The 13677-nt window shown below is 62.0% G+C and carries 13 protein-coding genes and 2 tRNA genes; 8 read left to right on the top strand and 7 right to left on the bottom strand.

Annotated elements, in window-relative coordinates:
- Positions 1-277 precede the first annotated feature (277 nt).
- Positions 278-367, bottom strand: a tRNA-Ser gene (locus tag AYB31_RS10295).
- A gap of 119 nt (positions 368-486) precedes the next feature.
- Entirely contained in the window at positions 487-666 is a 180-nt protein-coding gene (locus tag AYB31_RS10300; protein ID WP_068828324.1) for a hypothetical protein, read from the bottom strand.
- A gap of 190 nt (positions 667-856) precedes the next feature.
- Here AYB31_RS10300 and AYB31_RS10305 point away from each other — a divergent pair, with 190 nt between their 5' ends.
- From AYB31_RS10305 to AYB31_RS10315, 3 genes are all read left to right on the top strand, one after another.
- Positions 857-1546: a crotonase/enoyl-CoA hydratase family protein gene (locus AYB31_RS10305; protein ID WP_068828326.1), complete on the top strand. Its 690-nt coding sequence runs from the start codon at positions 857-859 to the stop codon at positions 1544-1546.
- Positions 1547-1850: 304 nt separating this feature from the next.
- Positions 1851-2573 (top strand): 1-acylglycerol-3-phosphate O-acyltransferase, encoded by a 723-nt coding sequence (locus tag AYB31_RS10310; RefSeq protein WP_068828328.1) that lies wholly within the window; start codon positions 1851-1853, stop codon positions 2571-2573.
- Positions 2574-2739: 166 nt separating this feature from the next.
- Positions 2740-3711, top strand: coding sequence for a magnesium and cobalt transport protein CorA (locus AYB31_RS10315; RefSeq protein ID WP_068828329.1), 972 nt, complete (start codon positions 2740-2742; stop codon positions 3709-3711).
- Positions 3712-3793: 82 nt separating this feature from the next.
- On the opposite strand, the gene AYB31_RS10320 is transcribed toward AYB31_RS10315, so the two are convergent.
- Entirely contained in the window at positions 3794-4522 is a 729-nt protein-coding gene (locus AYB31_RS10320) for an amidotransferase (RefSeq protein WP_068828332.1), read from the bottom strand.
- A 354-nt stretch (positions 4523-4876) separates the two neighbouring features.
- Between AYB31_RS10320 and ptrC the strand changes: the two genes are divergently transcribed.
- A complete protein-coding gene (gene ptrC, locus AYB31_RS10325) occupies positions 4877-5086 on the top strand; it encodes a type III secretion system co-regulatory protein PtrC (protein WP_068828334.1) in 210 nt (69 codons plus the stop codon).
- Positions 5087-5172: 86 nt separating this feature from the next.
- Here the strand turns inward: ptrC and AYB31_RS10330 are convergent, their stop codons facing one another.
- A complete protein-coding gene (locus AYB31_RS10330; protein ID WP_068828336.1) occupies positions 5173-7317 on the bottom strand; it encodes a 3-hydroxyacyl-CoA dehydrogenase NAD-binding domain-containing protein in 2145 nt (714 codons plus the stop codon).
- A gap of 162 nt (positions 7318-7479) precedes the next feature.
- On the bottom strand, positions 7480-8685 hold the full coding sequence (locus AYB31_RS10335; protein ID WP_068828337.1) for an acetyl-CoA C-acetyltransferase: 1206 nt from the start codon (positions 8683-8685) through the stop codon (positions 7480-7482).
- A gap of 605 nt (positions 8686-9290) precedes the next feature.
- Between AYB31_RS10335 and AYB31_RS10340 the strand changes: the two genes are divergently transcribed.
- Positions 9291-9677 carry a rhodanese-like domain-containing protein gene (locus AYB31_RS10340; RefSeq protein WP_068828339.1) on the top strand — a complete coding sequence of 129 codons (387 nt, stop codon included), beginning with the start codon at positions 9291-9293 and terminating at the stop codon, positions 9675-9677.
- Positions 9671-10492: a c-type cytochrome gene (locus AYB31_RS10345; protein ID WP_442961807.1), complete on the top strand. Its 822-nt coding sequence runs from the start codon at positions 9671-9673 to the stop codon at positions 10490-10492. Before AYB31_RS10340 ends, AYB31_RS10345 begins: the two co-directional genes overlap by 7 nt.
- 6 nt (positions 10493-10498) lie before the next feature.
- Here the strand turns inward: AYB31_RS10345 and AYB31_RS10350 are convergent.
- Positions 10499-10575 (bottom strand) — tRNA-Arg (locus AYB31_RS10350).
- A 429-nt stretch (positions 10576-11004) separates the two neighbouring features.
- On the opposite strand from AYB31_RS10350, the gene AYB31_RS10355 reads away from it, so the two are divergent.
- Entirely contained in the window at positions 11005-11331 is a 327-nt protein-coding gene (locus AYB31_RS10355; protein WP_068828342.1) for an Arc family DNA-binding protein, read from the top strand.
- Between the two features lie 57 nt (positions 11332-11388).
- Here the strand turns inward: AYB31_RS10355 and mgtE are convergent, their stop codons facing one another.
- Positions 11389-12831 carry a magnesium transporter gene (gene mgtE, locus AYB31_RS10360; RefSeq protein ID WP_068828343.1) on the bottom strand — a complete coding sequence of 481 codons (1443 nt, stop codon included), beginning with the start codon at positions 12829-12831 and terminating at the stop codon, positions 11389-11391.
- Positions 12832-13138: 307 nt separating this feature from the next.
- On the opposite strand from mgtE, the gene AYB31_RS10365 reads away from it, so the two are divergent.
- Complete coding sequence (locus tag AYB31_RS10365; RefSeq protein ID WP_068828345.1) at positions 13139-13639, top strand: hypothetical protein; 501 nt, start codon at positions 13139-13141, stop codon at positions 13637-13639.
- Positions 13640-13677: the final 38 nt, after the last annotated feature.

The raw sequence follows: 13677 nt of genomic DNA on the forward strand, positions 1-13677 counted from the left end.
AGCTGAAAGCCAGCAAGGTGCACTGCCCGATATCGAAGTACTGCTTGCACTCCTAATCGACCGCCGGGAACTGCTAGGCGGCCTTGCAGGATCTCGCGTGCCCAAGGTCTTTCGGGTAACGGCGTTTGTACTCATAAACGCCGCGGGAATCCTGAGTGGGTCGAACCGTCGCCAAACCATCGTGTGTACGCTCCCGGTGTTCGCAATCGGGAGGATTGAAGGGAGCTCAGAAACAAAAAACCCCTGCAGCACTAGTCTGGCAGGGGTTCTACTTGTCTGGCGGTGAAGGAGGGATTCGAACCCTCGATACGGTTTCCCGTATACACACTTTCCAGGCGTGCTCCTTCAACCGCTCGGACACTTCACCGGATCTCGGCAAACCAGTCTGGTCTGTCGAGGCGCGCTAATGTAGCCGAACACCCTGGTGAATGCAAAATTTTTTTCAGTCGATTCATGCGCTTATGCCGAACTGCGCCGCGGCGTTTGCTAAGCCTCGAAACGCTGGCCGCCGAACAGTAGAAAACCGAGGGAAACGAACAGGCTGCACAGGGACAGCAGCAATACGCCAGATGGGCTATGGCTATAGGGGTTATCGGCCAGCAGGATCAGGGCTATCAGTAGCGCCGGCGGGCCGCAGCGCAGAAGAATGGAGACAAGCGATGGCATGCGGGGCTCCTTGAGTTGCACCCAAGCTAAATCGGCGCAGGAGCGACAGCCAATTGGCAGTGTCGATGGTGGCGATAGCCGGCAACCCGCAGGGCGGTGACCCCACGGTCAGCCAAAGCGCTTTACCCCCAGCGCCGCGCTGGGTAACGTCAGCGCCACTTCCAGCAACTCCAGGACAAGGAACTGCGCCATGAGCGACCTGATCAGCTATCAACTCGAAGACGGCATCGCCACCCTGACCCTCAACAATGGCAAGGTCAACGCCATCTCCCCCGACGTGATCACGGCCTTCAATGCTGCTCTCGATCAGGCCGTGCAGGATCGCGCCGTGGTGATCATCACCGGCCAGCCGGGCATTCTCTCCGGCGGCTACGACCTCAAAGTCATGACCTCCGGCCCGCAGAACGCCGTGGCGCTGGTGACCGCCGGCTCCACCCTGGCCCGCCGCATGCTCAGCCACCCCTTCCCGATCATCGTCGCCTGCCCGGGCCACGCCATCGCCAAGGGGGCCTTCATTCTGCTCTCGGCCGACTACCGTATCGGCGTCGAAGGCCCGTTCAACATCGGCCTGAACGAAGTGCAGATCGGCATGACCATGCACCATGCCGGTATCGAGCTGGCCCGTGACCGCCTGCGCAAGTCGGCCTTCCACCGCTCGGTGATCAATGGCGAGATCTTCAACCCGCAAGACGCCATGGACGCTGGCTTCCTCGACAAGGTGGTACCGGTCGAGCAACTGATGGCCACTGCCGTTGCCGCCGCCCAGCAGTTGAAGAAGATCAACATGACCGCGCACAAGAACACCAAGCTGAAAGTGCGCAAAGCCTTCCTGGAAACCCTGGACAAAGCCATCGAGCTGGATCAGCAGCACCTCGGCTAAGCGCCGACGCGCCAATGGAGCCCGGCCCTGCGCCGGGCTTTTTATTGCGCACGAGCCGCGGCGGGGGCGTTTGCATGGCAATCCGCTGGACGGCACATCGCTTCGACCAACAGAGCAGCCCGCCTCCCCCCTGTCGTAGCCGCCCCACTCACACAACCACTTGCATCCCCAACGGAACGAAAGCTGCAGCGACTCGTCGGCCCCCCTTGGAAATGCCCGGCAATAACCTCTGATCGGGGTCGATTGCCGAAAGCAGTGCACGCCCGTACACTGCGCGACCTTTTGTCTGCCGGTAGGCCACTCGATGCTTTTTCTCGCGCGCATGCTGTTGATGGGCCTGCACTTTATCCTGGCTGGCGTGCTCGGCCTGCTGCTCGGCCTATGCCGCCCTTTCAACCCGGACAACAGCCGCCTGTGCGCACGCCTGTACTCGCTGCCGGCCCTGTGCATGCTGCGCCTGCGAGTGAAGACCGAGGTGAAAAGCCTGTTCAGCCAGGACCAGGCCTGCGTGATCATCGCCAACCACCAATCCAACTACGACCTCTACGTGCTTGGCCGCGTGGTGCCTCCACGCACCGTGAGCATCGGCAAGAAGAGCCTGAAGTGGGTGCCCTTCTTCGGCCAGCTGTACTGGTTGGCGGGCAATGTGCTGATCGACCGCGGCAACGCCAATAAGGCCAAGCAGGCCATGCTGGAGACCACCGAGACCCTGCAGCAGCGCGACACCTCGATCTGGGTGTTCCCGGAAGGCACGCGCAACCTGGGCAAGGGTTTGCTGCCGTTCAAGAGAGGCGCCTTCCAGATGGCCATCGCCGCCGGCGTGCCGATCGTACCGGTATGCGTCAGCAGCTACGCCGGACGCCTCAAGCTGAACAGCTGGGACAGTGGGCGTATCCTGATTCGCTCGCTGCCAGCCATCCCCACCCTGGGCTTGACGCTGGACGACCTGCCGCAGTTGGTGGAACGCTGCCAGAACCTCATGCACGAGTGCATCGAGCAACTCGATCAGCAGCTCGCCAAGGCTTGAAGCCGCTCGGCCCACACAGGGCAGCGGCCTACCGCCAGGAACTTCCCGGTTTGAACTACTTCAGTGCAATGCCCGCGTACAGGGACGCGTTCTAGCCACGCAGCACCGCGCTACAGGCAGGCTGGCCATCGGTTAAGCTGCGTCATCGCTTAGCAGAGGAACCGCCATGGGCCAGGTCGTTGCCGCCGCCGTCTATAGCAAGGGCAGGAAAGTCACCGATATCCGCCTCGACGAGGGGCTGCCGTGGGCGACCAAGCCCGAGCACTTCGTCTGGATTGGCCTGCGTGACCCCGACAGCAGCCAACTGCATACCCTGCAAGAACAATTCAGCCTGCACGAGCTGGCGATGGAAGACGCCATCGCCCAGCACACCCGCCCCAAGCTGGAAACCTTCGGCGACGCCCTATTCATGGTGCTCTACTCGCCGATCCGCAAGGACGGCCGCCTGGAGTTCGTCGAAACCCAGCTGTTCGCCGGCAAAGGCTATGTGATCAGCGCCCGCTACGGTGACTCGGCGCCCTACTCCCGCGTGCGCCAGCGCTGCGAAGCTCGCCCGCTACTGCTGGAGCACGGCGAGGACTTCGTGCTCTACGCCCTGCTCAGTTTTGTGATCGAGAACTACCGGCCGCTGATGGATTGCATTCACAGCGAGCTGGAAGACCTGGAGCAGACGGTGCTCAACCGCCCACTGAGCCAGGCCGATGTGGAACGCATTCACGGCCTGCGCCGCGACCTGCTGCGCCTGCGTCGGCAGATTGCGCCGATGGTGGAGATCTGCAAGGAGCTGCAGCAGCTCGACTTCCCCTTCATCGACAAACACATGCGGCCGTACTTCCGCGACATCGCCATCCACGTCAACCGCCTGCTGGAAGACCTCACCGGGCAACGGGAGATGGCCGACCATGCCATCGAGATCGGCCTGCTGCTGGAAGCCTCCCGGCAGAGCCTGACCCAGCGCAAGTTCGCCGCCTGGGCGGCGATCCTGGCCTTTCCCACGGCGGTGGCCGGCATCTACGGGATGAACTTCCACAACATGCCGGAGCTCACCTGGCACTACGGCTACTTCGGCGTGCTCGGTGTCATAGGTCTGGGCTGCGTCGGGCTGTTCGCCAACTTCAAGCGCATGGGCTGGCTGTAGATTCAACCACGGCCATGCCCTGGAACCTGCTTATGCCCCAGCCGCCAGCCCATGGACTAACGGCTTAGGGGAGTGGGCCGACTCAGGCGCTCTGCGTGTCTTTGCCCTGGGCCACGAAACGCATCATCCACTCGGCAACCGTTGCGCCCTGATGATCGTGCGCCAGGCTGTCCACCGCCTGGCGATAGGTCGGCTCGCCGATGCACTGCTGGCGAATGTCGAGCAGCGCGCGGGAGTAGTCGTGAACGAACTCCGGGTGGCCCTGGAAGCACAGCACCTGATCCTCGATGCAGTAGGCCGCCACCGGACAGAACTCGCTGGAGGCCAGCAGGGTGGCTTTCTGTGGCAAGGCGGTGACCTGGTCCTGATGGCTGATCAGCAGCGTCAGCTCCTCCAGCGCCGGGCTCATCCACTGCGGGCGCTGCTTCACCTCGTAACGATGAATGCCCACACCCCAGCCCTGGGTTGCGCGCTCGGCGCGGCCGCCGAGCAACAGGGCCAACAGCTGGTGCCCGAAGCAGATGCCAAGCAACTTGTCGCCATCCTCGTAGCGCTGCAGCAGGAAGGTCTTGAGCGTCTGAATCCAGGGATCGCTACCGAAGGAGTCGGCCTTGCTGCCGGTCACCAGATAGGCGTCGTAGCGCTCACCGTGCGCCGGGTAATCACCCTGCACCACATTGAACACCTCGAAGCTGGCAGGCAGTGGCTGCTGTGCGAACAGGCGCTCGAACATGCGGCCATAGCCCTGATATTGCTCGACGAGTTCGGGGCGAAGAACATCGGTTTCCAGAATGCAGATGCGCAGTGACATTGAGCGGATTACCTGAGGCGACCGGGGGTGATTGAGAAGGCGCCTAGCGTGCATCGAAGCCCCCTGGAACGCAATATCCACGGGGCTTTCCTGCGAAATCTGACGATGCTCGGCAACTATCACTGACTTCGATACTCATCATGCCGAGCATTCACTTCTGTCGATGGCGGCGCTCGGCAAAGATGCAGCCGTACCCCACCACTCCCAGAGGAGCAACACCATGAGCAGCTTCGCCGCCATCGCCAGCCTGATCGCCGCCTCCGCCTTCCACAGCGTACCGGCCCCCACCCAGCAGCAACAGCAGGCCCGTGCCCGCCAATAAGTCACTGCGGCACTCGCCACGGAGGATTTGTCATGTCCATCACCGAAGCCTTTTCCAACACCAGCACCTACGGCATCACCTATGTGAGCCTGAGCGAATCGGGCCTGCACTTCGAGTCCGAGGCGGCAGTGCACACCGAAGACGGTGGCCTGCTGACCCTGCGCATGCCCACACGGCAGAGCGAGAAGATGGCGATCCACTCCGTGATCTGCATGCAGAACGGCTGGTGCCAGGCTGCATGAGGCGCACAGCGTCTATCAGCTCGACGCTCAGCCTGAGGAAACGAAAAAGCCGGCTTATGCCGGCTTCCTCGTCAATAGCGCAGACCTCAGAAGGCCTCGCCCCTAGCCGCCTTCTCCAGCAGCAGCGCCGGTGGTAGGAAACGCTCGCCATACTGCTCCGCCAGGTACTGGGCACGAGCGACGAAGTCTTTCACCCCGTACTGGTTGATGAACTGCAGCGCCCCGCCGGTCCAGGCTGCGAAGCCGATGCCGAAGATCGAGCCGATGTTGGCGTCCGCGACGGACTTCAATACGCCCTCCTCCACGCAACGCACCGTTTCGATGGCCTGGATGAACAGGATGCGATCACGCACGTCTTCCTGGGAGATCTGTGCATCGGCCTTCTCGAAGCGGGCCTTGAGCTCTGGCCAAAGGTGCTTCTTGCCGCCTTCGGGGTAGTCGTAGAAGCCACCACCAGCCGCCTTGCCCGGACGCTTGTACTCCTTGAGCATCAGCTCGATCACGTTGAACGCCGGGTGCTGCGGGATGCTCTTGCCCTCGGCAGCCAGGTCAGCAACGGTCTGCTGGCGGATATGTTCCATCAGGCTCATCGACACTTCGTCGCTGATCGCCAGCGGGCCCACCGGCATGCCGGCCTTGCGCGCCTCGTTCTCGATCATCGCCGCGCTCACGCCCTCGCCGAGCATGGCGATGCCCTCGTTGGTGAAGGTGCCGAACACCCGCGAGGTGAAGAAGCCGCGGCTGTCCTCGACCACGATCGGGGTCTTCTTGATCTGCAGCACGTAGTCGAAGCCACGGGCCAAGGTCTCGTCGCTGGTCTTGGCGCCACGGATGATCTCCACCAACGGCATCTTGTCGACCGGGCTGAAGAAGTGCAGGCCGATGAACTTGTCCTGCTTCTGCACCGCGGTTGCCAGGCCGGTGATCGGCAGGGTCGAGGTGTTGGAAGCGATCACCGCGTCGCTCAGCGCAGCGCTTTCGGCGGCGGCAGTGACCTTGGCCTTGAGGCCGCGATCCTCGAATACCGCTTCGATGATCAGGTCGCAGCCGTCGAAATCGGCGTCGCTGACAGTAGGTTTGATCCGCGCCAGAAAGGCGTCGCGCTTCTCGGCCGTCATCTGCCCACGACTGACCTTCTTGTCCAGCAGCTTGGCCGAGTAGGCCTTGCCCTTCTCCGCCGCCTCGATGGACACGTCCTTGAGCACCACCTCGATGCCGGCCGCCGCCGACACATAGGCGATACCGGCGCCCATCATGCCGGCGCCGAGCACGCCGACCTTCTTGGTCACGTACTGCGGGACGCCCTGCGGACGTGAGCTGCCGGCGTTGATCTCGTTGAGCTGGAACCAGAAGGTGCCGATCATGTTCTTCGCCACCTGGCCGGTGGTCAGCTCGGTGAAGTAGCGCGCCTCGATGATCTGCGCGGTGTCGAAGTCGACCTGGGCGCCCTCGACGGCGGCGCACATGATCTTCTCTGGCGCCGGGAAGCAGCCCTTGGTCTTGTCGCGCAGCACGCTCGGCGCGATGGCCAGCATCTGTGCCACGGCCGGGGTGCTCGGCGTACCGCCGGGAATCTTGTAGCCCTTCACATCCCACGGCTGCATGGCAGTCGGGTTGGCGGCGATCCAGGCACGCGCCTTGGCCAGCATTTCTTCCGGGGTGGCGGCGATATCGTGGATTAGACCGGCCTTGAGTGCGGCGTCCGGACGTACCTTCTTGCCTTCGGCAAGATACGGCAGCGCCTTCTCCAAGCCGAGCAGGCGCACCATGCGCACCACGCCGCCACCGCCCGGCAGCAGGCCGAGCGTCACTTCCGGCAGGCCCAGCTGCACATGGCTTTCGTTCAAGGCGATGCGATGCTGGCAGGCCAGGCAGATTTCCCAGCCGCCGCCCAGGGCGGCGCCGTTGATGGCAGCGACCACAGGCTTGCCCAGGGTCTCCAGGCGGCGCAGCTGGCCCTTGATGTTGAGGATCATGTCGTAGAACGGCTTGGCGTCGGCCTTGGTGACCTTGACCAGCTCGTTGAGGTCGCCGCCGGCGAAGAAGGTCTTCTTCGCCGAGGTGACGATCACCCCGGCAATGGAGTCCTTTTCGGCCTCCAGGCGCGCGACGGCCTGGCCCATGGCCTCGCGGTACACCGCGCTCATGGTGTTGGCGCTCTGGCCGGGCATGTCGATGGTCAGGACGACGATATTGTCCTGGCCTTTTTCGTAACGGATGGCGTCAGTCATTTCATTCACTTCCCAAATGTTCGGGGAGCGCTTCAGGGGCGTCACGAGCGAAGGTCAGGCTAGGCGGAAATCATGCGGAAAGCGGAGTTTGCTGTAGCAAATGAGCATTTCCGGAGGATTTCCAACAACGCATGGCCGAGCGCAGTAGCCCGTGATAGCTCCTTAAAGGCGTTCGATGATGGTGGCGATACCCATGCCGCCACCCACGCAGAGGGTGGCCAGGCCGTAGCGCAGCTCGCGCTTCTCCAGCTCGTCGAGCAGGGTGCCGAGGATGGCGCAGCCGGTAGCGCCCAGCGGGTGCCCCATGGCGATGGAGCCGCCGTTGACGTTGACCTTGCTCTCCGGCACGCCCATGTCCTTCATGAACTTCATCACCACCGAGGCGAACGCCTCGTTGACCTCGAACAGGTCGATGTCCTCCACCGACAGCCCGGCCTTGGCCAGGGCCTTGCGGGTGGCCGGCGCTGGGCCGGTGAGCATGATGGTCGGGTCCGTGCTGGTCACCGCGGTGGCGACGATGCGCGCACGCGGCTTCAGGCCCAGCTCCTTGCCCTTGGCCTCGGAGCCGATCAGCATCAGCGCGGCGCCATCGACGATGCCGGAGCTGTTGCCCGGCGTGTGCACGTGCTCGATGCGCTCGACGTGGCTGTAGACGCGCAACGCCGTGGAGTCGAAGCCCATCTGGCCCATCATCTCGAAGCTCGGCTTGAGCTTGCCCAGGCCCTCCAGCGTGCTGTCGCCACGAATGAATTCGTCGTGGTCGAGGATGACGATGCCGTTCTGATCGGTGACCGGCACCAGGGACTTCTTGAACGAGCCATCGGCGCTGGCGCGCGCGGCCTTCTGCTGCGAGCGCAGGGCGAAACTGTCGACGTCGCTGCGGCTGAAACCTTCAAGAGTCGCGATCAGGTCGGCACCGATGCCCTGCGGCACGAAGCTGGTGTGGATATTGGTTTCCGGGTCCATCACCCAGGCGCCGCCGTCGGAGCCCATCGGCACGCGCGACATGGACTCCACGCCGCCGACCACCACCAGGTCCTCGAAGCCCGAGCGCACCTTCATCGCGCCCATGTTCACCGCCTCCAGGCCCGAGGCGCAGAAGCGGTTGAGCTGCACGCCAGAGACGCTGACGTCCCAGTCGGCCACCATCGGCGCGGTCTTGGCGATGTCGGCGCCCTGGTCGCCCACCGGGGTCACGCAGCCGAGCACGATATCGTCGACCTGCCGGGTATCCAGGCTGTTGCGCGCCTGCAATGCGCGCAACAGGCCAGCCACCAGGTTGACCGGCTTGACGCTGTAAAGCGCGCCGTCCTTCTTGCCCTTGCCGCGCGGCGTGCGCACGGCGTCGAAAATATATGCTTCGGTCATGACGTCCTCGGAACATGGCAGCGGCGGATGCCGGGTCGCATAACCTTAATCCCCTACCCCACGGACTCAATGACCGATGCGCTCAGGCCTATTGACCGTTAGGCTCAGACGAGCGGTCGTATTGCCCCAGGTGAAACCTTCAAAGCCGCGAAGGCTCTGGCTCAAGGCCTGATCTACTGCCACTGGACACACTCAATAACCAGGTGATCAACCACGTAAATCCGTAGGAACCAAGCGGTCTAAGCCTAGTGTGACCAGGGCCCTAGCATTACTTGGGCAAGGTGCCGTCGCCGGGTTCTGCCGGGACGGCTTTTTTATCTGCGCCACGGTGTGGTGCCCCGTTCGCCGCCTAACGCTGCGCACACTGGCCGAAACACCAACAAGAACAAAGGCAGTAGCACTATGTGGAAACAAGCCAAGTATCGGCAGGCGAGCCTGATCGTCCTTGCCACCACCGTCATCCTGATCCTGCCCAACGTGACTCGCCTGGTCAGCTGATCATTCTTCCCCCGCCGTAGCCCGAAGCCGTAGCGCTCGGGCTGCGGAACAACCCTTCCGGAGACTGTGCTAGCGTGAGCGTTCGACGCCTCACGAGGTCTCCTGCCATGCGCCATTTCCTGCTCTGCCTCGGCCTAGCGCTGAGCCCACTCGCCGCCCAGGCCGGCGAAATCGACTCCACTGCCGCCCTGAGCGCCCTGACCCAACCCGGCGCCGTGCTGATCGACGTACGCAGCGCGGACGAATTCGCCAGCGGCGCCCTGCCCGGCGCCAAACTCATCCCCCACAGCAACATCGCTGCACGCATCAGCGAAGTGGCACCGGACAAGAACGTCCCCATCGTTCTCTATTGCCGCAGTGGCCGCCGCTCCAGCATCGCCCAGGACGAGCTGCAGGCGCTGGGTTACACCCAGGTGATCAACGCTGGCGGCTACGAACAATTCAGACTGGCCCGCGACAACCACACCGAGAGCCCTAAATGCACCCAATGCTGACCCGCCTGCTACTGGGCCTGACCCTGTTCGCCCCTTTGAGCCATGCCGCAGAACTGACCCTGGAACTGCCCCAGGGCAACCGCAGCTGGAGCAGCGCGCAACTGCTGCAACATCCACAGGCACAAGCCATCGAGGTCAAGGCTGACGTGGCCTACAAGCGCGACATGACCTACCGCGCCGTACCACTGGCGGCCCTGCTCAACGGCGTGCAACCCGGCGACCACCTGCAGGCCGTGGCCCTGGACGGCTTCGCCGCCGAACTGCCCGCCGCCCCACTACTGAGCACCCAGGGCGCCCGCGCCTGGCTGGCGGTGGAAGACCCGGCGCAGCCCTGGCCGGCGCTGGCCAGCGGCAAGCCCAGCGCAGGGCCTTTCTATCTGGTTTGGCAGCAGCCGGAAGCCGCGCAGATCGGCCCCGAGCAGTGGCCGTTTCAGGTTGCCTCCCTGCGCCTGCTGGCCCCGGTGGCGCAGCGCTTCCCGGCGCTGCTACCGGCGGCGGATGCCGGTGCCGAGGTGCAGGCGGGGTTTGCGGTGTTCCAGAAGAACTGTCTGGCCTGTCACCGCCTGAATGGCGCGGGGGATTCGCAGTTCGGGCCGGACCTGAATATTCCGCATAACCCGACGGAGTATTTCGCGGGGGATTTTTTGCGACAGTACATTCGGGACCCGCAGAGTCTGCGGAGGTGGCCGCAGGGGCGGATGCCGGGGTTTAGCGAGGAGGTCTTGAGTGACAGCGCACTGAGAGCGCTAATTGAATACTTGCGGCATATGGCAACAAGGCATGGCACTCAAGCCAAAGCGAAGGAAGGCTATTGAGGCTTGTGGCGTCCCAGAGAGGGGTCGAACCTCCAACCTTCCCCTTAGGAGGGGGATGCTCTATCCAATTGAGCTACTGGGACACATAGCGAGGCCGGATGTTAGCGGGCAGAGCGGCATTTGTCATTCCTATCAATCTCTTATAAGCACCTTCGCCCCTGCCTGGAGTCATGGTCTGCCTCAGAGAGGCCGCCACCCGAGGCGCAGCGGGGCTACACCTGCACTATGTGGCTACATGCCTCATAAAATAGCTCTAGGACAGGCACCTCAGTCGCATTCACGATCTGACCAACAAGCCAGTTTTGCCTATTTGTACGCATTTCAGACAATTGGTGCTGGCAATGCGCCTGCATTCGGCACAGAATTCGTCGTGTAATTGGCGTCAATTAGTCGACCGACTAAATGAACCGATGCTGTTACCGGCTGAACGGCTAGCGCCTATCATGGTCAAAGCAGTGATAATTCAATAGCTGAATGCCAGCATCGCTTTCCTGAACTAACCGGTTTAATGTATACGCCCTATGAAACAGGCCATTTATTCCAGCCGTACCGCTGACAAGTTCGTTGTCCGCCTGCCCGACGGGATGCGCGAGCGCATCTCCGACGTAGCACGCAACCACCACCGCAGCATGAACTCGGAAATCATTGCCCGTCTGGAACAGAGCCTGCTCCAGGAAGGCGCACTGGGCGACGAACTGAACCTGCGCTTGGACAGCCCTGAACTCTCCCTCCACGAACGCGAACTGCTTCAGCGCTTCCGTCAACTTTCGCACCGACAGCAGAACGCCCTGGTAGCCCTGATTGCCCACGACGCGGAAATGGCCACCGAAGAGGCCTGACCCTTTCAAGTTCCAACAAAAAAGCCGGCTAACGCCGGCTTTTTTGTTGGCAATCTCCTACAGCAGGAACACGGTGGCCAGCCCCAGGAAAATGAGGAATCCACCGCTATCGGTCATCGCGGTGATCATCACGCTAGCCCCTATAGCCGGATCACGTCCCAAGCGCATAAGCGTCATGGGAATCAAAACCCCCATCAGAGCGGCCAGCAACAGATTCAAGGCCATAGCCGCAGTCATGACCACGCCCAGCGACCAGCTGCCGTATAGCCAGAACGCCACCAGGCCAATCACCCCGCCCCACAGCAGACCATTGATCAAGGCCACACCCAGCTCCTTGCGCAACAAGCGCGATGTGTTGCCAGTGCTGACCTGATCCAACGCCAGGGCGCGAACGATCATGGTGATGGTCTGATTGCCCGAGTTACCGCCAATGCCCGCCACGATTGGCATCAGGGCCGCGAGCGCCACCAGCTTCTCGATGGAACCCTCGAACAAGCCGATCACACGCGAAGCCAGAAAGGCAGTCACCAGATTGACGGCCAGCCAGGCCCAGCGGTTTCCGACCGACTTCCACACCGAGGCGAAGATATCCTCCTCCTCGCGCAGACCTGCCATGTTCAGGACTTCGCTTTCACTCTCCTCACGGATCAGGTCAACCATCTCATCGATGGTCAGGCGCCCGATCAGCTTGCCATCCTTCTCCACCACTGGCGCAGAAATCAGGTCGTAGCGCTCGAAGGCCTGCGCCGCGTCGTAAGCATCTTCATCCGGATGAAAGCTCACAGGGTCGCTGGCCATCACCTCGACCACCTGTTTATCCGGATCATTGACCAGCAGGCGCTTGATCGGCAAAACGCCCTTGAGCACACCGTCATAATCGACCACGAACAACTTGTCGGTATGCCCTGGCAGCTCCTTGAGACGACGCAGATAACGCAAAACCACTTCCAGGCTGACATCTTCGCGGATGGTGACCATCTCGAAGTCCATCAGGGCACCAACCTGATCCTCCTCGTAGGACAACGCCGAGCGCACACGCTCGCGCTGCTGCGCGTCGAGGGTTTCCATCAGCTCGAAGACCACGTCACGCGGTAGCTCTGGCGCCAGATCAGCCAGTTCGTCCGCATCCATATCCTTGGCGGCAGCCAGAATTTCGTGATCGTCCATATCGGCGATCAACGACTCGCGAACCGCGTCGGACACTTCGAGCAGGATGTCGCCGTCACGCTCGGCCTTGACCAACTGCCAGACAGTCAGTCGGTCATCGAGCGGAAGAGCTTCGAGAATATGGGCAACGTCGGCGGAGTGCAGATCGTCGAGCTTGCGCTGCAATTCGACGAGGTTCTGCCGATGAACCAGGTTCTCCACGAGATCCTGATGCTGGCCTTCCTGGCGATGGGTCAACCCCTCAACCAGCTTGTGGCGATGCAGCAGTTCGACTACTTGAGCAAGGCGATCCTGCAGGCTTTCTTGCGGCTTTTTGGCTTCTACTTCAGTCATACGGCACGCTCCACCCCAGCAGCAGGGCGCGCCGCGAGGGTCAATCAGTCAATACACGATTGGGCGGGGAAAATTTTGAGTAACTACTGGGTAAGTCCATGGTGGTATTCCACAAGCCCCGACGGGGCTGACCTTGTAATGATAGCACCGTACAACTGCATCAGGGCGACCAAATAGGGCTCAGAACAAGCGCTTGCATCACTGCCTTCAACCTGATTCTTCGACGCTTGCGCCAGGTCACAGGACACGCTGGAATTCCAGAGAAGCGCGACTAGGCTGGAATGGCAAACGTCAAGGAGGACGAGCCATGCTGCGACTGATCTGCGCAGGTCTCTGCGCATCCCTTTTCTACCCCCGCCAAAGCACTCTCGCATCCACCGTCTTTCGTTGCGAGGACGATAAAGGACGGATCACCTATACCCTGAGCGGCTGCCCGACTAGCGCAAACCTGTCGCTTCAAGACGCGCACAACCCAACGCCCGGACAAGGTCGCGCCATACCGCTGGCCAAGACAACGAATAAACACAGCGGCAAAAAGAGTCGATCTGCAAGCGAGCCCAAACTGACCGTGGTCGGCAGTAAAGAAGATGGCTGCGGCAATCAGATAACCGGCAGCGAACGACGCACCGCCATGATCCGTCAGCAGGTACGCAGTGGCATTACTCAGGCAGATGTCGAGAGTGCCTTGGGAGCACCCGACAGAATCACCAGTCAAGATGGCAACACCCGCTATCACTACGCCGACCGCCAAGGTAACAAGCGGCAGGTGACGTTCGATGAGGCAGGCTGTGTGAAAGGTAAACGCTGAAAAGCAAAAGGCCCGCATCACTGCGGGCCTTTTGTCAT

It is taken from the genome of Pseudomonas sp. BMS12 (genome assembly GCF_001592875.1).
Lineage (GTDB): Bacteria > Pseudomonadota > Gammaproteobacteria > Pseudomonadales > Pseudomonadaceae > Aquipseudomonas.